This is a genomic window from Variovorax sp. CF079 (assembly GCF_900101545.1).
Lineage (GTDB): Bacteria > Pseudomonadota > Gammaproteobacteria > Burkholderiales > Burkholderiaceae_C > Variovorax.
On sequence record NZ_FMZU01000008.1, the window covers coordinates 144,208 to 167,576 of the forward strand.

22 protein-coding genes are annotated in these 23,369 nt (G+C 66.2%); 11 read left to right on the top strand and 11 right to left on the bottom strand.

Translation table 11 applies throughout. The annotated features are described in order from the left end of the window. Positions 1-93: 93 nt before the first annotated feature. From asd to accD, 7 genes are all read left to right on the top strand, one after another. Positions 94-1,236, top strand: a complete 1,143-nt coding sequence (gene asd / locus BLS74_RS12730; RefSeq protein ID WP_093106530.1) for an aspartate-semialdehyde dehydrogenase — start codon at positions 94-96, stop codon at positions 1,234-1,236. Between the two features lie 267 nt (positions 1,237-1,503). Then, the gene (locus tag BLS74_RS12735; RefSeq protein WP_348272426.1) at positions 1,504-4,128 is read left to right on the top strand and encodes a motility hub landmark protein FimV; all 2,625 of its coding nucleotides are present in this window, start codon (positions 1,504-1,506) and stop codon (positions 4,126-4,128) included. Between the two features lie 26 nt (positions 4,129-4,154). Beyond that, complete coding sequence (truA, locus tag BLS74_RS12740; protein WP_093106535.1) at positions 4,155-4,967, top strand: tRNA pseudouridine(38-40) synthase TruA; 813 nt, start codon at positions 4,155-4,157, stop codon at positions 4,965-4,967. Continuing rightward, positions 4,964-5,650 (top strand): phosphoribosylanthranilate isomerase, encoded by a 687-nt coding sequence (locus tag BLS74_RS12745; protein WP_093106538.1) that lies wholly within the window; start codon positions 4,964-4,966, stop codon positions 5,648-5,650. The genes truA and BLS74_RS12745 overlap by 4 nt, the downstream gene beginning before the upstream one ends. 51 nt (positions 5,651-5,701) lie before the next feature. Further along, positions 5,702-6,979, top strand: a complete 1,278-nt coding sequence (gene trpB, locus BLS74_RS12750; protein WP_093106540.1) for a tryptophan synthase subunit beta — start codon at positions 5,702-5,704, stop codon at positions 6,977-6,979. Next, positions 6,976-7,821 (top strand): tryptophan synthase subunit alpha, encoded by an 846-nt coding sequence (gene trpA / locus BLS74_RS12755; protein WP_093106543.1) that lies wholly within the window; start codon positions 6,976-6,978, stop codon positions 7,819-7,821. Before trpB ends, trpA begins: the two co-directional genes overlap by 4 nt. A gap of 23 nt (positions 7,822-7,844) precedes the next feature. Further along, on the top strand, positions 7,845-8,717 hold the full coding sequence (gene accD, locus BLS74_RS12760; RefSeq protein WP_093106545.1) for an acetyl-CoA carboxylase, carboxyltransferase subunit beta: 873 nt from the start codon (positions 7,845-7,847) through the stop codon (positions 8,715-8,717). Between the two features lie 11 nt (positions 8,718-8,728). Here the strand turns inward: accD and BLS74_RS12765 are convergent, their stop codons facing one another. Continuing rightward, positions 8,729-9,289, bottom strand: coding sequence for a YggT family protein (locus tag BLS74_RS12765; RefSeq protein ID WP_093106548.1), 561 nt, complete (start codon positions 9,287-9,289; stop codon positions 8,729-8,731). A gap of 49 nt (positions 9,290-9,338) precedes the next feature. On the opposite strand from BLS74_RS12765, the gene BLS74_RS12770 reads away from it, so the two are divergent. The 4 genes from BLS74_RS12770 to BLS74_RS12785 all read left to right on the top strand — a co-directional run bounded on the left by BLS74_RS12770 (position 9,339) and on the right by BLS74_RS12785 (position 13,372). Then, positions 9,339-9,986: an LON peptidase substrate-binding domain-containing protein gene (locus BLS74_RS12770; protein WP_244503855.1), complete on the top strand. Its 648-nt coding sequence runs from the start codon at positions 9,339-9,341 to the stop codon at positions 9,984-9,986. A 91-nt stretch (positions 9,987-10,077) separates the two neighbouring features. Further along, positions 10,078-11,616, top strand: coding sequence for a lysine--tRNA ligase (lysS, locus tag BLS74_RS12775; RefSeq protein WP_093106554.1), 1,539 nt, complete (start codon positions 10,078-10,080; stop codon positions 11,614-11,616). After that, on the top strand, positions 11,613-12,866 hold the full coding sequence (locus BLS74_RS12780; RefSeq protein ID WP_093106556.1) for an Hsp70 family protein: 1,254 nt from the start codon (positions 11,613-11,615) through the stop codon (positions 12,864-12,866). Before lysS ends, BLS74_RS12780 begins: the two co-directional genes overlap by 4 nt. Then, complete coding sequence (locus tag BLS74_RS12785) at positions 12,863-13,372, top strand: M48 metallopeptidase family protein (protein ID WP_093106559.1); 510 nt, start codon at positions 12,863-12,865, stop codon at positions 13,370-13,372. The genes BLS74_RS12780 and BLS74_RS12785 overlap by 4 nt, the downstream gene beginning before the upstream one ends. Here the strand turns inward: BLS74_RS12785 and nagZ are convergent. The 10 genes from nagZ to BLS74_RS12835 form a co-directional block, all read right to left on the bottom strand. Continuing rightward, the gene (gene nagZ, locus BLS74_RS12790) at positions 13,369-14,445 is read right to left on the bottom strand and encodes a beta-N-acetylhexosaminidase (protein WP_093106561.1); all 1,077 of its coding nucleotides are present in this window, start codon (positions 14,443-14,445) and stop codon (positions 13,369-13,371) included. The genes BLS74_RS12785 and nagZ overlap by 4 nt on opposite strands. Beyond that, positions 14,442-14,837 carry a holo-ACP synthase gene (gene acpS, locus BLS74_RS12795; RefSeq protein WP_093106564.1) on the bottom strand — a complete coding sequence of 132 codons (396 nt, stop codon included), beginning with the start codon at positions 14,835-14,837 and terminating at the stop codon, positions 14,442-14,444. The genes nagZ and acpS overlap by 4 nt, the downstream gene beginning before the upstream one ends. Positions 14,838-14,923: 86 nt before the next feature. Continuing rightward, positions 14,924-15,667 (bottom strand): pyridoxine 5'-phosphate synthase, encoded by a 744-nt coding sequence (locus BLS74_RS12800; protein ID WP_093106566.1) that lies wholly within the window; start codon positions 15,665-15,667, stop codon positions 14,924-14,926. Next, positions 15,664-16,437: a DNA repair protein RecO gene (gene recO, locus BLS74_RS12805; protein WP_093106569.1), complete on the bottom strand. Its 774-nt coding sequence runs from the start codon at positions 16,435-16,437 to the stop codon at positions 15,664-15,666. The genes BLS74_RS12800 and recO overlap by 4 nt, the downstream gene beginning before the upstream one ends. A gap of 30 nt (positions 16,438-16,467) precedes the next feature. Beyond that, positions 16,468-17,436 carry a GTPase Era gene (gene era, locus BLS74_RS12810; RefSeq protein ID WP_093106573.1) on the bottom strand — a complete coding sequence of 323 codons (969 nt, stop codon included), beginning with the start codon at positions 17,434-17,436 and terminating at the stop codon, positions 16,468-16,470. Continuing rightward, the gene (gene rnc / locus BLS74_RS12815; RefSeq protein WP_093106576.1) at positions 17,433-18,134 is read right to left on the bottom strand and encodes a ribonuclease III; all 702 of its coding nucleotides are present in this window, start codon (positions 18,132-18,134) and stop codon (positions 17,433-17,435) included. The genes era and rnc overlap by 4 nt, the downstream gene beginning before the upstream one ends. A gap of 51 nt (positions 18,135-18,185) precedes the next feature. Continuing rightward, positions 18,186-18,545 (bottom strand): DUF4845 domain-containing protein, encoded by a 360-nt coding sequence (locus BLS74_RS12820; protein ID WP_093106579.1) that lies wholly within the window; start codon positions 18,543-18,545, stop codon positions 18,186-18,188. A gap of 29 nt (positions 18,546-18,574) precedes the next feature. Next, complete coding sequence (gene lepB, locus BLS74_RS12825) at positions 18,575-19,546, bottom strand: signal peptidase I (protein ID WP_093106582.1); 972 nt, start codon at positions 19,544-19,546, stop codon at positions 18,575-18,577. Positions 19,547-19,551: 5 nt separating this feature from the next. Continuing rightward, on the bottom strand, positions 19,552-21,363 hold the full coding sequence (lepA, locus tag BLS74_RS12830; protein WP_093106585.1) for a translation elongation factor 4: 1,812 nt from the start codon (positions 21,361-21,363) through the stop codon (positions 19,552-19,554). Positions 21,364-21,885: 522 nt separating this feature from the next. Further along, the gene (locus BLS74_RS12835; protein ID WP_093106587.1) at positions 21,886-23,367 is read right to left on the bottom strand and encodes a DegQ family serine endoprotease; all 1,482 of its coding nucleotides are present in this window, start codon (positions 23,365-23,367) and stop codon (positions 21,886-21,888) included. Positions 23,368-23,369 lie beyond the last annotated feature (2 nt).

Here is a 23,369-nt window from a genome sequence, read left to right on the forward strand (position 1 = left end):
CCGCAGCCCGCTTCGTCATGCCCTCCCCCCGGCTCTGACGAGCCGGGCGCAAAGAAAAGACAACTTTCTTTTTTTCACAAGGGCAAACTGAAAATGGCGAACGCAACTCAACCTCTGGTCGGTCTCGTAGGCTGGCGCGGCATGGTCGGCTCGGTCCTCATGGACCGCATGCAGGCCGAAGGCGACTTCGGACTGATCGAGCCGCTTTTCTTCTCGACCTCCAATGCCGGCGGCAAGGCCCCGGCGCTGGCCAAGAACGAGACCACGCTGAAGGACGCGCACGACATCGAGGCGCTCCGGAAGTGCGACATCGTCATCACCGCCCAGGGCGGCGACTACACCAGCGCGGTCTTTCCCAAGCTGCGCGCCGCGGGCTGGAACGGCCACTGGATCGACGCCGCCTCCACCCTGCGCATGAACGATGACGCGATCATCGTGCTCGATCCGGTCAACCTGCCGGTGATCCAGAAGGCGCTCGCCAAGGGCGGCAAGAACTGGATCGGCGGCAACTGCACCGTGAGCTGCATGCTGATGGGCGTGGGTGCTCTCTACAAGGCCGGCCTGGTCGAGTGGATGACCAGCATGACCTACCAGGCCGCTTCCGGCGGCGGCGCGCAGCACATGCGCGAGCTGCTCACGCAGTTCGGCTCGATCAACGGCGAAGTGCGCGCGCTCCTGGACGATCCGAAGTCGGCCATCCTCGAGATCGACCGCAAGGTGCTGGCCAAGCAGCAGTCGCTGAGCGCGGCCGAGACGGCCAACTTCGGCGCACCACTCGGCGGCAGCCTGATTCCTTGGATCGACAAGGATCTCGGCGACGGCATCAGCAAGGAAGAGTGGAAGGCCGGCGCCGAAACCAACAAGATCCTCGGTCAGGGCGCAGGCTTCGGAACGGCTGCGACGCCGGTCGACGGCTTCTGCGTGCGCATCGGCGCGATGCGCTGCCACAGCCAGGCGCTGACATTCAAGCTCAAAAAGGATGTGCCGGTCGCCGACATCGAAGCGCTGATCGCGGCCGACAACGACTGGGTCAAGGTGGTGCCGAACAACCGCGAAGCCACGCTCAAGGACCTGACGCCGGTCGCAGTGACTGGCACCATGAGCATCCCGGTCGGCCGCGTGCGCAAGCTCGCGATGGGCCCCGAATACGTCGGCGCATTTACCATCGGCGACCAGTTGCTGTGGGGTGCGGCGGAGCCGCTGCGCCGCATGCTGCGCATCCTGCTCGAGGCTTGAAGCGATGTCGGGCGCCCTTCCGGACGCCCGACGTTGCGGTGCCGCAACGCAGAAAGCGCTCCGAAGTTGGTGCGCACTGGGTAGATAAGGCCTGTCGCCTTGTCAGTGCGGGGTGATGATGTTAACGTCCTCTTACACTTTTGGGCCGAGCTGCCCCCTACCAGCATGACACGACACCCGTTGCCTGCGGCCCGCCTCCCGGCCACTTGCCCGACTCCGACGATTTCAGGTCGGTGCCAGCTCTCACTTCTCAGCGCCGCGGTCGCCTTGGCCCTGGGCGCGATCAGCACCGACGCGGCCGCCCTGGCGCTCGGGCGGCTCAATGTGCAATCGGCCTTGGGTGAACCGCTCAGGGCCGAAATCGAGGTCACCGAAATCACGGCGGCTGAGGCTGACGGCCTGAAAGTCCGCATTGCCCCGGCGGACGCATTCAACGCCGCCGGCGTCCCCTACAACCCGGCCTTGGCGGATGTGCGGACCAACCTGCAGCGCCGCGCCGACGGCCGTTATGTGGTGCGGCTGAGCAGCAATCGCATGCTCAGCGAGCCCTTCATCGACTTGCTGCTCGAAGCGACCTGGAACTCCGGCCGCGTCGTGCGCGACTACACGGTGCTGCTCGACCCGCCCAAGAGCCGAACCGCAACGGCCGCCGCGCCGATCGCCCCAGCTGCACCGCAGATCACCGCGCCTTCGCAGCGCACCGCTCCCGCCGTCGTGCAGGCCCCGGCCCGCCGCGAACGCCCCGCGCCCGCCGCTGCGGCCCCGGCAGCCCCGACGCAAGCCGACAGCGCGGTGCGTACCGGCAGCGGCGACCAGCAGGTGACCGTGCAGCCCGGCGATACCGCCAGCAAGATCGCTGGCGCTTACAAATCGGCCGACGTGTCGCTCGACCAGATGCTGGTGGCGCTGCTGCGCGCCAATCCCGACGCTTTCATCGGCGGCAATGTCAACCGCATCAAGGCCGGTGCCGTGCTCGATGTGCCGGGCGCAGCGCAAGCCAGCAGCGTGCCGGCCCCCGAAGCCCGGAGTACCGTGACCGCGCAAAGCCGCGATTTCGGCGAGTACCGCCGGCGCCTGGCCGAGAACGCACCGGCTTCGCGCGTCGCCGAGGCAGACCGCCAGGCTTCGGGCAAGCTGCAGGCCAACGTCGAGGATCGCAACGCCGCAAGTGCAGCCGCTGACAAGCTCAAGATCACCCAAGGCGGCGCAGTCGCCGGCCGGCAGACCGAAGAACAGCTGGCCAAGGCCCGCCAAGCCCAGGACAGCAGCACGCGCGTTGCCGAGCTGTCCAAGAACATCAGCGAACTGAACAAGCTGCAGGCCGCGAGCGGATCGCCCACAACGGCCGGCAGCACCGCGCCAGCCGCAGCGCCAGCACCGGTTGCGCCTGCACCTTCGGCGGCTGCGCCGGCCGCGACCCCGCCCACGACGGGCTCGACCCCCGCTCCCACTGCTGCCGCGCCTGCAGCCAGCCCGGCCATCCCCGCCCTGCCGGCCGCTGTCGCACCCGCCGCAACGGCCGCGGCGGAAGCCCCGGCAACGCCGCCGGCTGCTACGACGACGCCCCCCGAAGCCGCGGCTTCCGCAGCCGCGCCCGCAGCGGTGCCTGCCCCAGCGGCCGCCGCCAAGCCCAAGCCGCCCGCGCCTGCACCTGCGCCGGTGGAACGCAGCTTCTTCGACGAATTGCTCGACAACCCCATCATGCTGGGCGCGGCTGCGCTGATCGCGCTCCTGGTCGGCTTCCTGCTCTACCGCGTGCTCGGCCGCAAGCGCCGCGACGCCAACGACAGCGTGTTCCTCGAGAGCCGCATTCCCAAGGACTCCTTCTTCGGCGCCAGCGGCGGCGAATCGGTGGACACCAAGAACCGCGGCAACTCGGTCGTGTCCTCGCTGTCGTACTCGCCGAGCCAGCTCGACGCCGGTGATGTCGATCCGGTGGCCGAAGCCGACGTTTACCTGGCCTATGGACGCGATCTGCAGGCCGAGGAAATCCTGCGCGAAGCGCTGCGCGTCAACCCGGAGCGCACTGCCATCCATCTGAAGCTGCTCGAAATCCACGCCAAGCGGCGCGACCTGCGCGCCTACGAAGCGCTGGCCTCCGACGTGCACAAGCTGACCGGCGGCACCGGTGCCGACTGGAACCGCGTGATCGAACTGGGCAAGGACCTGGATCCGGGCAACCCGCTGTACGAATCGGGTGGTCGCGGCGTCTCGGCCGCAGAGACCGCCGCCTTCGCCGGCACGCTGGCCGCGGCAACCGCGACCCCGCCTGCTCCCGCACCGGCAACGAGCCCCGTGGCAAAACCCGTTGTCGCGGCCGCGCCGCCGCCGGCCTTCGTGCCGTCCGTCGCGCCGCTCGATTTCGACCTCGACTTGAGCAAGCCGCCGGCACCTGCGCCGGCTGCTGCGGCGCCGGTCAACGCCACCCTTCCGGCCGCGCGCAACGGGGCTGAGAATGCCGCAGCGCCATCGCTGGTCAAGTACAGCGCACCACTCGCTTCGAGCGCCAAGATCGATCTCAACAACGACTTCGACACCGCGCCCGGCGCGCTGGAGCCGAACACGGCACGCGCGCCGCTGAACACGGAGGAGGAGTTCACGCAGCCCGCGACCCTGCGCGCCGGTCTCCCCGGCGACTCCGGCTTCATCGAATTCGACATGAGTTCGATGGCCGGCCTGTCGGGCCGCAGCCCTGCCGACACCGAGCGCGGCCGCCTGGAGCCGGTCGAGGACAGCGGCGAAAGCCCGCATGCCATCAAGCTTTCGCTGGCGCGCGAACTGAAGGCGCTGGGCGACGTCGAAGGTGCGCGCTCGTTGGTCGAGGAAGTGGCTTCCGAGGGCTCGGGCGAGGTCAAGGCCGAAGCCAAGCAACTGCTCGGCCAGTTGCGCTGAACGGCCGTGCGGCCGCCGATCCCGCGGTGAGGCTGGCCCTCGGCATCCGCTACAACGGTCAAGCCTACGACGGCTGGCAGAGCCAGCCATCGCGCCGTACCGTTCAGGACAAGCTGGAAGATGCGCTCGGCCACTTCGCCGCTCAGCCCATCTCCACGCTCTGCGCGGGGCGCACCGATGCTGGTGTCCATGCCCTGATGCAAGTGGTGCACTTCGATACCTCCGTCGAGCGCGCACCCTTCTCCTGGGTGCGGGGCACCAACCGTTTTCTTCCCGACGACATCGCGGTGCAATGGGCGCAGCCGGTGCCCGACCAGTTCCACTGCCGCGCCAGCGCGCTCGCCCGACGCTACCTGTACGTACTGTCGCAATCCCCGGTGCGCCCGAGCCTGGATGCGGGCCGCGTGGGCTGGTCCATGTACGAACTCGACGGCGACGCGATGCGTGCCGCGGCTGCGATGCTGGTGGGCCGGCACGATTTCAGCTCCTTTCGCGCCTCGGCCTGCCAGGCGCGTTCGCCGGTCAAGGATTTGCGGCGCATCGAGATCACGCGGCACGGCGACGCCGATCGCTGCCGCTGGCACTTCGAGTTCGAGGCTGACGCCTTCCTGCATCACATGATCCGCAACATCATGGGCAGCCTGGTGCGCATCGGCCGGGGCGACGCGCCTCCGGAATGGATGCGCGACGTGCTGGAGGCGCGCAGCCGCGTAGTGGCCGCTCCGACTTTTTCGCCGAACGGCCTCTACTTCCTGGGGCCGCTCTATGCTGCCGGATGGGGGCTTCCGCCGGAGGCGACGATGCAGAACACCGGCGCTGCGTATGATGGTCCGCCATGAGTTCCGCCCCGTCCGCCACGCGCACGCGAATCAAGATCTGCGGGCTGACGCGCGAGCAGGACGTGGATGCCGCGGTCGATGCCGGTGCCGATGCCGTGGGTTTCGTGCTCTATCCGGCCAGCCCCCGCGCGGTGACGGCGGAACGCGCCAGCCGGCTGGCCTCGCGGCTGCCGCCCTTCATGACGCCGGTGCTGCTTTTCGTCAACGAGCTTGTGGCCCAAGCCGCGGCCTCGCTGGCCGGCGTCCCGGGTTCCATGGCCCAGTTCCATGGCGACGAGACGCCCGATCAATGCTGGGAAGCCAGCGGCCGCGGCGCCCACCGCTTCATGCGCGCGGCCCGTATTCCGCTGGGCGCGGCCGGAGCGGGCTTCGACCTCGTAAAATACGCGTCCGATTACTCCCGCGCCCACGCCATCCTGCTCGACGCCCATGTCGAAGCCTATGGCGGTGGCGGCAAGGCATTCGATTGGTCACATCTTCCACCCGCCGTCGACGCTCACCTCGTCTTGAGTGGTGGGCTCACACCTGCAAACGTGGGCGATGGCATTCGCCAGTTGCGCACGGCAGCCAAGTCGCTGTCCGTTGACGTGAGCTCCGGCGTCGAGGCCTCCAAAGGCATCAAGGACGCCGTGAAGATCCGCGAATTCGTGGCCGCCGTGCGTGCGGCCGATGCCCTCAGTTAGCTGGCTGCCGACCTCGATCGAAGGGGGCAGCCAGCCCCACCGATCGAGACCATGAACACCTACCAGCAACCCGACGCCAGCGGCCATTTCGGCATCTACGGCGGCACCTTCGCCAGCGAAACGCTGACCCACGCGATCAACGAATTGCGCGACGCCTACGCGAAGTACAAGGACGACCCGCAGTTCCAGGCCGAGTTCCATCACGAACTCGCGCACTTCGTGGGCCGGCCCTCGCCGATCTACCACGCCGCGCGCACCAGCCGCGAAATGGGCGGCGCGCAGATCTACCTCAAGCGCGAAGACCTGAACCACACCGGCGCGCACAAGGTCAACAACACCATCGGCCAGGCCATGCTCGCCAAGCGCATGGGCAAGCCGCGTGTGATCGCCGAAACCGGCGCCGGCCAGCACGGTGTGGCCACCGCCACCATCTGCGCGCGCTACGGGCTCGAATGCGTGGTCTACATGGGAAGCCAGGACGTCAAGCGCCAGAGCCCCAACGTCTACCGCATGAACCTGCTCGGCGCGACCGTGGTCCCCGTGGAATCGGGCAGCAAGACACTGAAGGACGCGCTCAACGAAGCGATGCGCGACTGGGTCACCAACGTCGAGAACACCTTCTACATCATCGGCACCGTCGCCGGCCCGCATCCCTACCCCACCATGGTGCGCGACTTCCAGAGCGTCATCGGCACCGAGTGCATCGAACAGATGCCCGCCATGCTGGCGGCCCAGGGCATCACCGGCGAGGCCGAAGGCCGGCAGCCCGACGTGGTGGTCGCCTGCGTGGGCGGCGGCAGCAATGCCATCGGCATCTTCCATCCCTACATTCCCTTCGCGGACACGCGCCTCATCGGGGTGGAAGCGGCGGGCGAAGGGCTGGACAGCGGCAAGCACGCGGCCTCGATCCTGCGCGGCAGCCCCGGCGTGCTGCACGGCAACCGCACCTACCTGCTGCAGAACGAGGACGGCCAGGTCACCGAGACCCACAGCATCAGCGCAGGCCTCGACTACCCCGGTGTCGGTCCCGAGCATGCCTACCTGGCCGACATCGGCCGCGCCGAATACGTGGGCATCACCGATGCCGAGGCCCTCGAGGCCTTCCACTACCTGTGCCGCACCGAAGGCATCATTCCCGCGCTCGAATCGAGCCACGCGTTCGCCTACGCGATGAAGCTCGCGAAGACCATGCGTCCCGACCAGTCGATCCTGGTCAACCTCTCGGGCCGCGGCGACAAGGACATCGGCACGGTGGCCGACCTCTCGGGCGTCGACTTCTACGACCGGCCATCGATGCGCGGTTTGAGCGTGAAGGGAGGCCGGGCATGAGCCGCATCGCCGCCACCTTCGAAGGCCTTCAAAAAGACGGCCGCAGAGCTTTGATTCCCTACGTCACGGCCGGTTTTCCCTTTGCCGACATTACGCCCGAACTCATGCACGGCATGGTCGAAGCGGGCGCCGACGTGATCGAGCTCGGCGTACCCTTCTCCGACCCGATGGCCGACGGGCCGGTGATCCAGGCGGCCGGCGAAGCCGCGCTGGCGCTGGGCATCGGCATGAAGCAGGTGCTGGCCATGGTGGCCGCTTTCCGGCAGAAAAACGACGCCACGCCGGTGGTGCTGATGGGCTACGCCAATCCGGTCGAGCGCTACGACGGCGTGCACGGCAAGGGCAGCTTCATCCGCGACGCGGCAGCCGCCGGCGTGGACGGCCTGCTGGTGGTCGATTACCCGCCCGAGGAATGCGAAGACTTCGCCGCCGAGCTTCAGGCGCACGGCATCGACCTCATCTTCCTGCTGGCCCCGACCAGCACCAGCGAGCGCATGGAACAGGTCGGCCGCATCGCCACCGGCTATGTCTACTACGTCTCACTCAAGGGCGTGACCGGTGCCGGTCACCTCGACACCGAGGCGGTCGGACGGATGATTCCGCGCATCCGCGAGCACGTGAAGCTGCCGGTGGGCGTGGGCTTCGGCATCCGCGATGCGCGCAGCGCGCAGGCGGTCGGCTCCACGGCCGATGCGGTCGTGATCGGCACCCGCATCATCCAGCTGATCGAGGGCCAGCCGCGCGACCAGGTGGTGCCGCGGGTACGCAGATTCCTCGCCGAAATCCGCGAGGCGCTCGACGCCTTGCCGGCCGCCACGCCCAAGAACGCGGCTGGCCGATAATCCCGCCAACACAAGGAGCCCCCATGAGCTGGCTTGAAAAACTGCTTCCCCCCAAGATTGCCCCCACCGACCCGAGCGAGCGCCGCCAGATGCCCGAAGGGCTCTGGATCAAATGCCCGAGCTGCGAGACCGTTCTCTACAAGACGGACCTCGAGCACAACCAGAACGTGTGCCCGAGCTGCGGCCACCATCACCGCATCGGCGCGCGCGCGCGGCTCGATGCCTTTCTGGACTCCGAAGGCCGCTACGAGGTCGGCCAGGAAGTGCTGCCGGTCGACGCCCTCAAGTTCAAGGACAGCCGCAAGTACCCCGAGCGGCTCAAGGAAGCGCTGGAGAACACCGGCGAGACCGACGCGCTCGTGGTCATGGGCGGCTCGGTGCACAGCATCAACGTCGTGGTCGCCTGCTTCGAGTTCGACTTCATGGGCGGCAGCATGGGCAGCGTGGTCGGGGAGCGCTTCGTGCGCGGCGTCGAGACCGCGATCGAGCAGAAGGTTCCCTTCATCTGCTTCACCGCGACCGGTGGTGCGCGCATGCAGGAAGGCCTGCTCTCGCTGATGCAGATGGCCAAGACCAACGCCGCGCTCACGCGCCTGGCCAAGAAAGGCCTGCCCTACATCAGCGTACTGACCGATCCGACGATGGGCGGCGTGAGCGCCGGCTTCGCCTTCGTGGGCGACGTCGTGATCGCCGAGCCCAAGGCGCTGATCGGCTTTGCCGGACCGCGCGTGATCGAGTCGACGGTTCGGGTGACCTTGCCTGAAGGCTTCCAGCGCGCCGAGTTCCTGCAGACCAAGGGCGCGATCGACTTCATTTGCGACCGCCGCGAGCTGCGCAAGACCGTCGCAAGCACGCTTGCGATGCTGCTGCGCCAGCCCGCCGACGCAGTGATCTGAGCGCGGCCGGCCTATCGGCCGAGGCCGAAGGCCGTGGCCATCAGGCTGCCGAGAACGATCGCGCCGACCTGCAACAGGACGATGGCGGCGAGCGGCGACAGGTCGACGCCACCCACCAGCGGAATGAAGCGCCGCAGCGGCCGCACCAGCGGTTCGGCCAGCCGCGCGATCAGATCCTGCAGCATCGACGATGCATTCGGCACCCAGGACAGCACGGCATAGACGATCAGCAAGGCAGTCAGACCCGACACTGCCAGTTGCAGCAGGCCGATGAGCGACACCAGCGGCAGGATCGCCCAACGGCCCAGGCTGCCCATCAGCATCCAGAGCAGCAGGAACTTGGCCATCACCAGCAGCCAGGCGGCCACGGCGCTGGCCAGATCCCAGCGCTTGACCGAAGGCACGATGCGCCTCAGCGGCAACACGATCCAGTCGGTGACGGCGAACACGAAGCGCCCCAGCGGATTGCCGAAGGGCACCCGGTGGTACTGCATGTAGAGACGCAGCAGGCAGGCGCCGCCGAGGAGGCCGACGATCACGTCGAGCAGGAACGAGGGGATCTGGTAGAGCATGGCGCGCGGTCGTGGACGGAATGCGATGATAGCCACGCAAGGTTCATCGATGACGACTCAACCCCTTCTGCATTCGCTTCCCCTCTTTCCCCTCGCTACGGTGCTGTTCCCCGGCGGCCTCTTGCCGTTGCGCATCTTCGAGGTGCGCTATCTCGACATGATCGGCAAGTGCCACAAGGCAGGCGCCCCCTTCGGCGTGGTCAGCCTCACGCAGGGCTCGGAGGTTCGCAGGGCGGGCGCAGAAGCCGAAAGCTTCGCCACGCTCGGCACGCTCGCCGTCATCCGGGAATTCGACGCGCCCCAGGCCGGCCTGATGCAGATCGAATGCGTGGGCACGCACCGCTTTCGCGTGCTTTCCAGCGAGCTCCACAAGCACGGGCTGTGGACGGCCGATGTCGAGGCGGTGTCCGATGACGTTGCGCTCGCTGTCCCCGAGGACTTGCAGCCGACGGCCGAAGCGCTGCGCCGCCTGGTCCAGACGCTGGAGGAGCGGCGCCGCATGGAGGGCAACGAGAACGTCCGGCTGCCGATCACGCCGCCCTACCGCTTCGACGATTGCGGCTGGGTGGCCAACCGCTGGTGCGAGCTGCTGCCGGTACAGCCGGAACTCAAGCAGCGCCTGATGGAGCTCGACAGCCCGCTCATGCGGCTGGAACTGGTCAGCGACCTGCTCGCGCGCACCGGCATCACCAAGTAGTCCGCTCTTCATTCCATAGCGCGAGGGCGAGGGTCGGCCGGCTAAAATGGCGGGTTGCGCGCGCAGCCGCCCGCGCCACTATTCCTCTTCCATGTCCGACGCTCCGACCTCCCCCGTTCCCGCCCCTGCCACCGACGACAACCAGCTCATCGCCGAACGGCGCGAAAAGCTGAAGGCGCTGCGCGCCGCGCAGGCCGAAGGCAGGGGGGTCGCGTTCCCGAACGACTTCAAGCCCGCCGATCGCGCAGCCGCGCTCGTTGCAACGCATGGCGAAACGGCCGCCGAGGTGCTCGAAGCCACGCCGGTCGCTGTCAGCGTGGCGGGCCGCATGATGCTCAAGCGGGTGATGGGCAAGGCCAGCTTCGCGACCGTGCAGGACGCGACCGGCCGCATCCAGCTCTACATCACGCGCGACGCCGTCGGCGAGGAGGCCTACGCCGAATTCAAGCACTGGGACCTGGGCGACATCGTCGGCGCCGAAGGCTCGGCCTTCAAGACCCGCACCGGCGAGCTCTCGGTCAAGGTCACGAAGCTGCGCCTGCTGACCAAGAGCCTGCGGCCGCTGCCCGACAAGTTCCACGGCATGGCCGACCAGGAGCAGAAGTACCGCCAGCGCTACGTCGACCTGATCACCGACGAGACGGCACGCGAGCGCTTCGCGGCGCGCAGCCGCGCTGTGAGCGCGCTGCGCGAATTCATGGTGGCCAACGACTTCCTCGAGGTCGAGACGCCGATGCTGCACCCGATCCCGGGCGGCGCCAACGCCAAGCCCTTCAAGACGCACCACAACGCGCTCGATCAGGAGATGTTCCTGCGCATCGCGCCCGAGCTCTACCTGAAGCGGCTGATCGTCGGCGGCTTCGAGCGCGTGTTCGAGATCAACCGGAGCTATCGCAACGAAGGCATCTCGGTGCGGCACAACCCCGAGTTCACGATGATGGAGTTCTACGCGGCCTACTGGAACTACCGCGACCTGATGGACTTCACCGAAACGCTGATCCGCACGATCGCGCAGAAGACCGTGGGCAAGCTCGAGCTCGAGTACCAGGGCAAGCCGGTCGACCTGAGCCAACCCTTCGAGCGGCTCACGATCCGCGAGGCGATCCTGAAGCACACGGAGGCGGGCGCGAACGTCGACGCCGCCGCCTGGCTGGTCAACGCGCTGCGCAAGCTCGGCCTGACCGAAGAGAAGGACAAGCTCTCGCAGCGCAGCCTGGCGAGCCTGCAGGTGATGTACTTCGAGGAGACCGTGGAAGAAAAGCTCTGGCAGCCGACCTTCATCATGGAGCACCCGACAGAGATCTCGCCACTGGCGCGCGCCAACGACGAGCGCCCCGAGGTGACGGAGCGCTTCGAGCTCTACATCACGGGCCGCGAATTCGGCAACGGCTTCAGCGAGCTCAACGACGCAGAAGACCAGGCCGCTCGCTTCAATGCGCAGGTCACGGCCAAGGACAGCGGCGACGACGAGGCGATGTTCTACGACCACGACTTCGTGCGCGCGCTGGAATACGGCATGCCGCCCACCGGCGGCTGCGGCATCGGCATCGACCGCCTGATGATGCTCCTGACCGACTCGCCGAGCATCCGCGACGTCATCCTGTTTCCTGCCTTGCGCCGGGAATCTTGAAGACGCCTGCGCCCGTCATCGGCATCGACTTCGGCACATCCAATTCCGCGGTCGCCTGCGTGGCGGGAAGCGGACTTGCCCGCATGCTGCCGGTGGAAGGGTCGGCGACGACGATCCCGACGGCCGTCTTCTTCAATACCGAAGACCGCAGCACGCATTTCGGGCGCGAAGCGATTTCGCTCTACCTCGCCGGCACCGAAGGCCGCTTGATGCGCTCGCTGAAGAGCCTGCTCGGCAGCTCCCTGATGCAGGATCAGACCGAGATCGACAACCAGCGGGTCAGCTTCGAGGAAATCATCGCGCTCTTCCTGTCGGAACTTGCGACGCGCGCCCAGCGGCAGCTCGGCGTCGAGCCTGCACGGGTCGTGATCGGTCGGCCGGTGCATTTCGTCGACGACGATGCCGCGCGCGACCGCGAGGCGGAGGCCACGCTGCGCCGAGCCGCGCAAAGCGCCGGTCTGGGCGAAGTCGGATTTCAGTACGAACCGATCGCGGCCGCTTTCGATTACGAGCGGCGCGTCACCCGTGAATCGCTGGTGCTGATCGTCGACATCGGCGGTGGCACCTCCGACTTCACGGTGGTGCGTCTCGGTCCCGAACGCATGGCGAAGGCAGATCGCTCCAGCGACGTGCTGGCCACCACGGGCGTGCACATCGGCGGCACCGATTTCGACCAGCGGCTCAGCGTCGAATGCGTGATGCCGCATTTCGGTTTCCGGCACATCGGCCCGCAAGGCCGCGAAGTGCCGAGCAGGACCTTCTTCGACTTGTCTTCCTGGCACCTGATCAACTGGCTCTATGCGCCGAAGGCGATCCGGCAGGTTCAGGAGTTGCGCATCAACTACCTCGACACGCAGCTGCACGACCGGCTCATGAGCGTGCTGGTGGACCGGCAAGGGCATCGCATCGCCAGCGAGGTGGAAGAAGCCAAGATTCGAACGTCCACGACGAACGACGACGTGGCCATCGATCTGTCCTTCGCGGAGGTGGATCTGGGCGCTGCCCTCACGGCGAACGGCATGGCCGGGCACCTGGCAGCGCTGCTCGACAACGTGGTTTCCTGCGCGCGCGAATGCGTGAAGCAAGGCGGCGCGACGGGCGACACGCTCGACGCCATCTATCTGACGGGCGGGTCATCGGCGCTGAGCCCGTTCCAGAGCGCGCTGCGACACGCGTTCCCGGGCACGAAGATCATCGAAGGCGATCTGTTCGGTGGCGTGGCCGCCGGGCTGGCCTACGCCGCTGCATGAAATACCTTTCCGCCTACCCCGCAGACCTGCGCGCCCAGGTCGAGCATCTCATCGCACAGGGCAGGCTCGGCGACTTGCTGCTGAAGCGCTACGGCGGCGTGCACGATATCCGCACCGACCGCGCGCTCTACGACTACGTGAGCGGCCTCAAGAACGAGTTTCTGCGCAATGCCGAACCGCTGTCCAAGGTGGCTTTCGACAACAAGCTGCACGTGATCCGCAACGCGCTCGGCACCCACACGACCATCTCGCGCGTGCAGGGCAGCAAGCTCAAGGCAAAGCGCGAGATCCGGGTTGCGAGCCTGTTCAAGGAGGTGCCGATCGAATGGCTGCGCATGATCGTCGTGCACGAGCTGGCACACCTGAAGGAGCGCGAGCATGACAAGGCCTTCTATCAGCTCTGCGCCCACATGGAGCCGGACTATCACCAACTCGAGTTCGACCTGCGCCTCTATCTGACGCACCTCGAAAGCGGTGGCCAGCGGCTCTGGTCGCCCGAAGTCTAGGGACGCGGAAGCATCGCCGCGGCGCGCCGGTAGGCCGGCGACTGCATGAGCGCGCCCCAATCGAGCGCCGGTGCACGTGGCAGGAGGCTGCGCCGGCGCGCCTCGCTGGCCGCATCCGGCTGCCAGCGGCCGCTGCGTCGGGCAGCGGCGAAGCCATCGAGCACTTCGTCGAGCACCGTGCTCTCGCCCACGCTCTGATTGCACAGCAGCGCGAGGTCGCAGCCGGCCTCGAGCGCAGCGAGCGCCGCTTCGGTGTAGCTCAGCAGCTCGCCCTCGATATGACGTGCGGCCTCCATGCTGAGGTCGTCGCTGAACACGGCGCCATCGAACCCCAGCTTGGCGCGCAGGATCTGCTGCAGCCATTTCGACGAAAAACCTGCGGGCCGGGCATCGACCTTGGGGTAGATCACGTGCGCCGGCATCACCGCCCCGAGCGTGCCGTTCAACCAGTCATAGGGTCGTGCGTCGTCGGCCAGGATGGCCTTGAGGCTGCGCCGGTCTATTGGAATCGCGACATGCGAGTCGGCCTTGACGAAACCATGGCCGGGGAAATGCTTGCCGCAATTGGCCATGCCCGCTTGCAAAAGTCCATGCGCCAGGCTTCGCGCGAGCAGCGCGACGACGCGCGGATCGCGATGGAAGCTGCGATCGCCGATCACGCTGCTTTCGCCGTAATCCAGATCGAGCACGGGCGTGAAACTGAAGTCGACGCCGCAGGCGCGGAGCTCGCCCGCAAGCACATGGCCGCAGGCGACCGCAACCTGGGCGGCGCGCAAGGGTTCGCTCAGCCAAAGTTCCCCCAGCACGCGCATGGACGGCAGCCGCGTGAAGCCGTCGCTGCGAAAGCGCTGCACGCGGCCGCCCTCGTGATCGACGCAAATGAGGATGTCGGGCCGGAGTGCCTTGATCTCGGCATTGAGGGCGCTCATCTGTGCGCGGTCCTGCCAGTTGCGTGCGAAATGGATCACGCCGCCCACCAGCGGATGCGCAAGACGGCGGCGATCGGCCGCGTTCAGTTCGGTGCCCGCGACGTCGATGATCAGCGGGGCATGCAGTACGTTGTTGGCCGTCATTTCTTGCGTTCGACCACGACGAAGCTCGCCGCGTAGTCGGTCTCGTCGGTCACGGTCACGTGCGCCATCAGATGCTCGGCCTCGAACCACTCCTTCAGCACGCCGTGGAGCACGATCACGGGCTTGCCGCTGCGCTGGTTCGCGATCTCGCACAGCCGCCAGCTCATCGGCATGCGCATGCCCTTGCCGATGGCCTTGCTGAAAGCCTCCTTGGCGGAAAAGCGCGTGGCCAGGTAGCGCAATCCGCGCTTCGGCCAGCGGGCGCTGCGCGCGCGCCAGACTTCGAGCTCGGCGTCGCTCAGCACACGCTGCGCGAAACGCTCGCCCTGGCGCTCGAAGGTCGCCTCGATGCGGCGGATGTCGCAGATGTCGGTGCCGATGCCGTAAATCATTTCAGCACCCGCCCGGCCGCCCGAAGGGTGCTGAGCGCCCCCTCGGGGGGCAGCGAGTACACGAAGTGACGAGCGTGGGGGCCCATTTACGTAGCCTCTTGGATGCAGCGCAGATAGTCCTTGGTGGCCGCGGCGTAGCCGAGCTCTAAGGCGTCAGAAACGAAGGCATGGCCAATCGAGACCTCGCGCACGTTGGGCACGGCCCGCAGGAATTCCGTGAGGTTGTCCCGGCTCAGGTCGTGACCGGCGTTGACTTCGAGACCGGCGGCCTGCGCGGCGCGCGCCGCCTGCACGTAGAGTTGCAGCACGGCATCCGCCCTGGAAGTGCCGCGCGAGGAGGCATAGCCTTCGGTGTAGAGCTCGATGCGATCGGCGCCGGCCGCCTTGGCCGCCGCCATCATGTCGGGCTCCGGATCCATGAACAGGCTCACGCGAACGCCCAGCGCCTTGGTTTCGGCGATCAGTGGGCGCAGTCGCTCGGCGTCGTAAGGAAAATTCCAGCCGTGGTCGCTGGTCGACTGGGTTTCGCTGTCGGGCACGAAAGTGGCCTGGTGCGGGCGCAGCTCGCGCACGAAATCCATCAGGTTGTGGAAAGGGTTGCCCTCGATGTTGAACTCGGCCTGCGGCCAGTCCTTGGCCAGCAGCCCCGAGAGGTCATGCACGTCCCGCGGGCGGATGTGGCGTTCGTCCGGCCTGGGGTGCACGGTGATGCCGTGCGCGCCGGCGTCCAGGCACAGCGCAGCGGCGAAGAGCACGCTCGGGATCCCGAGATGCCGGGTGTTGCGCACCAGCGCAACCTTGTTGAGATTGATCGACAGGGAAGTGCTCATAGGGCTTGCAAATCTCTCATCATCTGGCGCGTGCGCAGCATGCTCACGCCGCAATGGTAGTTGAGCAGCGTGCGCAGCTGGTTGCGCAAGGCACTGTTGGTGCCGGCGTTCATCAGGGCGACCAGGCGCAGCGTGGCGGGGAACGGCGCTCGGTCCCCGAGCGCGCGCTCCAAGGCCTGCCATTCGGCGCCGCTCAACGCGGCTTCGTCGTCGGCAGCCTGGCGCAGGCCCGCTTCGGGCACCAGGGTGTAGCGCATCTCGGCCTGCAGCGGCGCCAGCGTGAGGGTCTGGGCATCGAGCGCCGGCAGCAGTCCGACCTCGCGCAGCAGCAGAAGCTCGAAGGCGCGCAGCGCCGCCGCCTGGGTGGCGGCCTGGGCGTCCGCATGGTCGCCCGCCAGCACCTGCACCGCACCGGCATAGGCGTCGAACAGCGCCTCGTGCGCGTCGTCCCGGGCCAGCAAGCGCAGCAGGAGCTCGTTGAGGTAGTAGCCCGACAGCAGGGCCTCGCCGGTCGGCATCACGTGGCCGCCCATCCATTCGGCGGCCTTGAGCGTGCGGATCTCGGCGTCGCCGCCGTAGGAAAGCTGCAGCGGCTGCAGCGGCAGCAGCACCGGGCGAAAGTTGGAACTGGGCCGCTTGGCGCCTTTCGCCACCAGCGCGATGCGGCCGTGATGGCGGGTGAAGACCTCGAGGATCAGGCTGGACTCGCTCCAGTCGTAGCGGTGGAGCACGTAGGCCGGCTCGTGCGAAATGCGGTGCGCGGCGGCCATCTCAGCCTCCCACGCTGGCCAACGGATGACTCACTCGTAGCCGAAGGAGCGGACGCGAGCCTCGTCGTCCGCCCACCCGGAACGCACCTTGACCCAGAGTTCCAGGAACACCTTGGCATCCGCCAGCTTCTCGAGCTCCTGCCGCGTCTCGGTGCCGATGCGCTTGATGCGTTCGCCCTTGTCGCCGATCACCATCGCCTTGTGGCCGTCGCGCTCGACGACGATCGTGGCGGCGATCCGCAGCAGGCGCTTCTGGCCCTTGCGCGCAGGCGGCTCTTCCTCGAACTTGTCGATCACGACGGTCGAGGTGTAGGGCAGCTCGTCGCCGGTGAGGCGGAACAGCTTTTCGCGCACCAGCTCGCTCGCGAGGAAGCGTTCGCTGCGATCGGTGAGTTCGTCTTCGGCATACCACCAAGCCTGCTCGGGCAGGTACTTTTCGCAAATGCCGAACAGGCGCTCGATGTCCTTCGGGTTCTTGGCCGACATGGGGACGAACTCGGCGAAGGCGTGTTTCTGCTGCATCGTCTGCAACCAAGGCGCGATGTCGCCCCGGCGATGCACGTTGTCGAGCTTGTTGGCGATCAGCACCGTCGGAATGCCGGCGCCGAGCAGCTTGAGCACGCGTTCGTCGGCCGGCGTGAAGCTGCCGGCTTCCACCACGAACAGGATCAGGTCCACGTCCGACACCGCGCCCACCACCGTCTTGTTGAGGGACCGATTGAGCGCGTTGGCGTGCAGCGTCTGGAAGCCAGGCGTATCGACGAAGACGAACTGCGTCGACCCCAGCGTGCGCATGCCGGTGATGCGGTGGCGCGTGGTCTGCGCCTTGCGCGAGGTGATGCTGATCTTCTGGCCAACCAGCGCGTTCAGCAAGGTCGACTTGCCGACGTTGGGCTTGCCGACGATGGCCACCAGGCCGCAGCGCTGCGAAGGATTCGGCCCCGCGGCGTCCTCGCCCTCCGCGGGGGGTATGGTGAGGGAATCGATGGGGTCGTTCATTGGGGTGCCTTTGCCGCGCCGCGCGCCTTGAGCCGGATCAACATGGCCGCCGCGGCGGCCTGCTCACCGGCGCGGCGCGAGCCGCCGATGCCGCGTTCGCTGAGGCCCAGATCGGGCACCGCGCATTCGACATCGAAAGTCTGTTTGTGCGCCGCGCCCAGCGTGCCGACCACGCGATAGACCGGCAGCTTCATTTTCTGACCCTGCAGCCATTCCTGCAATTCGGTCTTCGGGTCCTTGGCCACCGCCTCCATGCGCGGCGTGATCGCCACCGATTCGTAGAGCCGGCGCACCAGCGCCTGCGCCGGGCCATAGCCGGCGTCGAGGTAGACGGCGCCGATCAGGGCCTCGAGCGCGTCGGCCAGGATCGAGGGCCGGTTCGGGCCACCCGAGCGCGCCTCGCCCTCGCCGAGCCGCAGCAGGGGGGACAGCGCGAGCTTGAGCGCCAGTTGGTGCAGCGTCTCCTGCTTGACCAGGTTGGCCCGCACGCGGGAGAGATCGCCTTCGGGCAATTCCGACAGGCGCTCGTAGAGAAGGTGGGCGACGGCCAGGTTCAGCACCGAATCGCCCAGGAACTCGAGCCGCTCGTTGTGGTCGGCCGAAAAGCTGCGATGCGTCAGCGCAAGCTGGAGCAGCCGCGCGTCCGAGAACGAATGCTGGAGGCGCGCCTGCAACGCGGCAAGACCACCTTCGTTCACAGTGCGGTCGACGCCGGGCCGGCGTGGGCGTGGGCGTGGGGGCGTTTCATCCTAGCGGGACTGGCCCTTGTATTTCAGCAGCAGGAAAGCCGGGCCAAACAGATGAATTTCGCGCTCGTAGGAATAAGACACCACGACCTTGTCGCCGACCTTCTGCACGTCGAGGTCCTTGCCGGTGACCGATTTGAAGTCGTCGATGGCCTGCGCACGATCGAAGATGGCACGGACTTCGGGCACTGTCGTGCCTTCCTTGGCCTTGTTGGCGGCCTTGTCGATCGCCTGGTATTCGATCAGGGTCGGGATCACCTGCGCGGCAACCACGCCCAGGCAGGCCAGCACGCCCGCGACGAACAGCAGCCCGATGAACGAGATGCCGCGCTGACCCCGTTTGGATTGACTTCTTGCTCTCATGCCCTCTATCCCTCGAATGAAAAGCTCGATTATTGGAATCCGCCGATGCGCTTGAGATTGCCGAAATTCATCCAGACGAAGAAGGCCTTGCCCACGATGTTCTTGTCCGGAACGAAACCCCAATAGCGCGAGTCGAGCGAATTGTCGCGGTTGTCGCCCATCATGAAATACTGGCCCGCGGGCACCTTGCACACCACGCCCTCGACACTGTAGCGGCAATTTTCCTGATTCGGGAACGCCATGATCTCGACCTCCGAGAGTCCCGCGCGTCGAGTGTCGTCGTTGAGCAGCCTGTGCTCCTTGCCGCCCAGGTTCTCGGAATACTGCTTGAGGTAGCGCATCGCCTCCTCGTCGAAATAGTCGGGCACCGGCTGCTTGTTGACCGGCTGGCCATTGATGGTGAGCTTCTTATTGAGGTAGGCCACCTCGTCGCCGGGCACGCCGATCACGCGCTTGATGTAGTCCATGCTCGGCTTGGGCGGGTAGCGGAACACCATCACGTCACCGCGCGCCGGCGGCGTGCCGTCGGTCATCTTGGTGTTGATGACCGGCAGCCGCAGGCCGTAGGTGAACTTGTTCACCAGGATCAGGTCGCCGGTGAGCAGGGTCGGCATCATCGAGCCCGAAGGAATCTTGAAGGGTTCGAACAGGAAGGAACGCAGCAGGAACACGGCCAGGATCACCGGGAACAGGCCCGCGGTCCAGTCGAGCCACCACGGCTGCATGACCAGACGCTCGCGTGCCTTGGTGTCCACGGTGTCGACCTGCGTGATGCCCTGGCGAGCCAGCTCTTCGCGGCGCTGGGCCAGCGATGCATCCAGCGCATCGGCTGCCTGCCGGCGCTTCGGCAGGAAATAGAAGCGCTCCGCCAGCCAGTAGAGGCCGGTGACGACGGTGGCCAGGAACAGCAGCAGCGCAAAGTTGCCTTCGACCGCGCCGAAGTACCAGGCACCGATATAGCCGACGAAAGCCGCGAGGATCAGGGAGGTGAGGAATGCCATTCTTCTTAGTCTTCGACTTGCAGGATGGCGAGGAAGGCCTCTTGCGGGACCTCGACCGAGCCGATCTGCTTCATTCTTTTTTTGCCCGCTTTCTGCTTCTCGAGCAGCTTCTTCTTGCGGGTGATATCGCCGCCGTAGCACTTGGCAAGCACGTTCTTGCGCAGCGCCTTGATTGTCTCACGCGCGATGATGTTGGCCCCGATGGCGGCCTGGATCGCGACGTCGAACATCTGGCGGCTGATGATCTCGCGCATCTTGGAAACGACCGCCCGGCCGCGGTACTGGCTCTGGCTGCGGTGCACGATGATCGACAGCGCATCGACCTTCTCGCCGTTGAGCAGGATGTCGACCTTCACGACATCCGAGGCGCGGTATTCCTTGAACTCGTAGTCCATCGACGCGTAGCCCCGGCTGACCGACTTCAGCTTGTCGAAGAAGTCCAGCACGATCTCGCCGAGCGGCATCTCGTAGGTCAACATGACCTGCCGGCCGTGGTAGGCCATGTTCATCTGGACGCCGCGCTTCTGGTTGGCCAGCGTCATCACGGCGCCGACGTACTCCTGCGGCATGTACAGATGCACGGTGACGATCGGCTCGCGGATCTCCGACATCTTGCCGACGTCGGGCATCTTGGACGGGTTCTCGACCATGATCACTTCGCCGTCGTTCTTCATGACCTGGTAGACCACGCTGGGCGCGGTCGTGATGAGGTCCTGGTCGAACTCGCGCTCGAGCCGCTCCTGCACGATCTCCATGTGCAGCAGGCCGAGAAAGCCGCAACGGAAGCCGAAGCCCAGCGCCTGCGATACCTCCGGCTCGTAGTGCAGCGAGGAATCGTTGAGCTTGAGCTTCTCGAGCGCGTCGCGCAGCGAGTCGTACTCGCTGGCTTCCGTCGGGTAGAGGCCGGCGAACACCTGCGGCTGGATTTCCTTGAAGCCGGGCAAGGCCTCGGTGGCCGTGGCGGCCGCGCCGCCCGTCCCGGCCTTGATCAGCGTGACCGTGTCGCCCACCTTCGCCGCCTGCAACTCCTTGATGCCGGCGATGATGAAGCCCACCTCGCCCGCTTCGAGCGATTGGCGAACTTCGGTCGCCGGAGTGAACACGCCGAGGTTGTCGGCGTTGTAGGTCGCACCCGACGCCATCATCTTGATGCGTTCGCCTTTCGCGAGGCGACCGTCGACCACGCGCACGAGCATCACGACGCCCACATACGCGTCGAACCAACTGTCGACGATCATCGCCCGCAATGCTGCGTCGGGGTTGCCTCGCGGCGCCGGCACCTTGGCCACGATGGCTTCGAGAATCTCGTCGATGCCCATGCCGGTCTTCGCCGAGCACGGGATCGCATCGGTCGCATCGATGCCGATCACGTCTTCGATTTCGGATTTCGCGTTGTCGGGATCAGCCTGTGGCAGATCCATCTTGTTGAGCACCGGCACCACCTCGACGCCGAGATCGAGCGCGGTGTAGCAGTTGGCAACGGTCTGCGCTTCGACGCCCTGGCTCGCGTCGACGACGAGCAGTGCGCCTTCGCATGCCGACAGCGAGCGGCTCACTTCATAAGAGAAGTCGACATGGCCCGGCGTGTCGATCAGATTGAGGTTGTAGACCTGCCCATCGCGCGCCTTGTAGTGCAATGCGGCGGTCTGTGCCTTGATGGTTATCCCACGCTCCTTCTCGATGTCCATCGAGTCGAGCACTTGCGCCTCCATCTCGCGTTCGGCGAGCCCGCCGCAGCGCTGGATCAAGCGGTCTGCAAGCGTTGACTTGCCATGATCGATGTGCGCAATGATCGAAAAGTTTCTGATGTGATTCATCAACGGGAACGCTTAAGTACTTGAATTGGCTCGTGCGCAGAAGGCGACAGGCAAGAAAAAAGGGCGCGTCCGCAAGAGACGCGCCCTGAACCAACAAGCAATGGCAACTGCAGTAGTTGGAACTTCATTGTAGGCAAAAAGGGGGGCGCGTACAGACAGGCCAAGGCCCCGGAACGGTCGTTGCAGGTCAGCAACATGGAACTTATAAACAACTTATCCACAGAATCGGTGGATCGATTTCTTAACAACTTGTGGGCGATCTGTGGAGCATCGGTGGACGGCCGAGAGGAATCTCGCATCGTGAAGAAGCCTGTCCGGCTTATGCGTCGACCTCTGGCCGATGAGGCCGTATTCTACTGAAAATCATCATTAGCCTCCTTATAAGTTAGTAAACGCAAACTAATTTAAGGGCCTCGAGGTGCCAAAAAAATTTTGTTTCGGCGGTTGCCAGAATGCGAAAGCGGCCGAAAAAAAGCCCCAAACCCGAGTGCCGGGTGGGGCCACTTGACGCCAAGCGCCAGATCAGCGTGAAGGCCGGATCAAGGCATATTGCGCCCAGTCGCCGCGGCGGAACAGCACGCTGACCGGCTTGGTCTTGTCTGCCTTCACCAGTGCGGCTTCGAACTCCTTGGCGTTGGCCACCTCGGTGTTGTTGATGGCCAGCACGATATCTCCCTCGCGCAGACCAGCCCGCGTGGCCGCGTCGGTGGCGGTGTCGATCTTCACGCCGCCTTTGAGTTTGAGCTCCTTCTTCTGCGCCTCGGTGAGGTCGCTGACCGCGAGCCCCATGGACTTGGCGGCGGCAGATGCCTGCGGCTTGGCTGCGGGCTCCTCTTTTTCGGCCGCCCGCTTGACGGGCTTGTCGGGCTCGATCTCCGCGATCGTCACGGCGAGATCGCGCGAATTGCCGCGACGGAACACGGTGAGCGAACTCTTGGTGCCGGGCTTGGTATTGCCCACGAGGCGCGGCAGATCGCTGGGCTTCTCGATGGCCTTGCCGTCGAACTTGGTGATGATGTCGCCCGGCTCGATGCCGGCCTTCTCGCCCGGCGAGCCGGCCTCGACCCCGCGCACCAAGGCACCCTGCGCCTTCCCAAGGCCGATGGATTCGGCCACGTCCTTCGTGACCTGGTCGATCTGCACGCCGATGCGTCCGCGCGAAACGCGGCCGTTCGCGCGCAGCTGGTCGCTTACGCGGATCGCTTCGTCGATCGGGATCGAGAACGAGATGCCCATGAAGCCGCCCGAGCGCGAGTAGATTTGGCTGTTGATCCCGACCACTTCACCGCGCATGTTGATCAACGGGCCGCCCGAGTTGCCGGGGTTGATGGCGACGTCCGTCTGGATGAAAGGCAAATAATCGCCGGTGTCGCGCTGCTTGGCGCTCACGATGCCCGCAGTCACGGTGTTCTCGAGACCGAAGGGCGAACCGATGGCCATCACCCATTCGCCGACGCGCAGCCTGGAGATGTCACCAACCTTCACCGCCGGCAGACCGGTTGCCTCGATCTTCACGACCGCAACGTCGGTGCGCTTGTCCGCGCCGATCAGCCTGGCCTTGAATTCGCGCTTGTCGACAAGCGTCACCAGCACCTCGGATGCGCCATCAACGACGTGCGCGTTGGTCATGACGAAACCGTCGGTCGTCAGGATGAAGCCGGAACCCACGCCGCGCGGGCGCTCTTCTTCCTGAGGCTGCTGGGGCCGGTTCGGACGCGGCCCCTGGCGCGGAATGTTCGGCATCGGCTGGCCGAAGAAGCGGCGGAAGAATTCCTGCATCTCCTCGTCCATATCGGCGTTGCCGCTGCGCTGCGTCACCTTTTCGACGGTCCGGATATTGACCACCGAAGGTCCGACCTGATCGACCAGATCGGTGAAATCCGGGAGAACACGGGCTTGCGCATGCGCGGGCGCGACGGGCAGCAGCGCAGCGCCGGAGGCCAGCGCAAGCACGCCGGCCATCAGGAATGAACGGATTTTGTTCTTCTCGAACTTGAACATCATCG

Coding starts and splice junctions, on each gene's coding strand:
- asd (WP_093106530.1), top strand. CDS start 94: ATGGCGAACGCAACTCAACCTCTGGTCGGTCTCGTAGGCTGGCGCGGC.
- BLS74_RS12745 (WP_093106538.1), top strand. CDS start 4,964: ATGAGTTCCGCCCCGTCCGCCACGCGCACGCGAATCAAGATCTGCGGG.
- trpB (WP_093106540.1), top strand. CDS start 5,702: ATGAACACCTACCAGCAACCCGACGCCAGCGGCCATTTCGGCATCTAC.
- trpA (WP_093106543.1), top strand. CDS start 6,976: ATGAGCCGCATCGCCGCCACCTTCGAAGGCCTTCAAAAAGACGGCCGC.
- accD (WP_093106545.1), top strand. CDS start 7,845: ATGAGCTGGCTTGAAAAACTGCTTCCCCCCAAGATTGCCCCCACCGAC.
- BLS74_RS12765 (WP_093106548.1), bottom strand. CDS start 9,289: ATGCTCTACCAGATCCCCTCGTTCCTGCTCGACGTGATCGTCGGCCTC.
- BLS74_RS12770 (WP_244503855.1), top strand. CDS start 9,339: ATGACGACTCAACCCCTTCTGCATTCGCTTCCCCTCTTTCCCCTCGCT.
- lysS (WP_093106554.1), top strand. CDS start 10,078: ATGTCCGACGCTCCGACCTCCCCCGTTCCCGCCCCTGCCACCGACGAC.
- BLS74_RS12785 (WP_093106559.1), top strand. CDS start 12,863: ATGAAATACCTTTCCGCCTACCCCGCAGACCTGCGCGCCCAGGTCGAG.
- nagZ (WP_093106561.1), bottom strand. CDS start 14,445: ATGACGGCCAACAACGTACTGCATGCCCCGCTGATCATCGACGTCGCG.
- acpS (WP_093106564.1), bottom strand. CDS start 14,837: ATGATTTACGGCATCGGCACCGACATCTGCGACATCCGCCGCATCGAG.
- BLS74_RS12800 (WP_093106566.1), bottom strand. CDS start 15,667: ATGAGCACTTCCCTGTCGATCAATCTCAACAAGGTTGCGCTGGTGCGC.
- recO (WP_093106569.1), bottom strand. CDS start 16,437: ATGGCCGCCGCGCACCGCATTTCGCACGAGCCGGCCTACGTGCTCCAC.
- era (WP_093106573.1), bottom strand. CDS start 17,436: ATGAACGACCCCATCGATTCCCTCACCATACCCCCCGCGGAGGGCGAG.
- BLS74_RS12820 (WP_093106579.1), bottom strand. CDS start 18,545: ATGAGAGCAAGAAGTCAATCCAAACGGGGTCAGCGCGGCATCTCGTTC.
- lepB (WP_093106582.1), bottom strand. CDS start 19,546: ATGGCATTCCTCACCTCCCTGATCCTCGCGGCTTTCGTCGGCTATATC.
- lepA (WP_093106585.1), bottom strand. CDS start 21,363: ATGAATCACATCAGAAACTTTTCGATCATTGCGCACATCGATCATGGC.
- BLS74_RS12835 (WP_093106587.1), bottom strand. CDS start 23,367: ATGATGTTCAAGTTCGAGAAGAACAAAATCCGTTCATTCCTGATGGCC.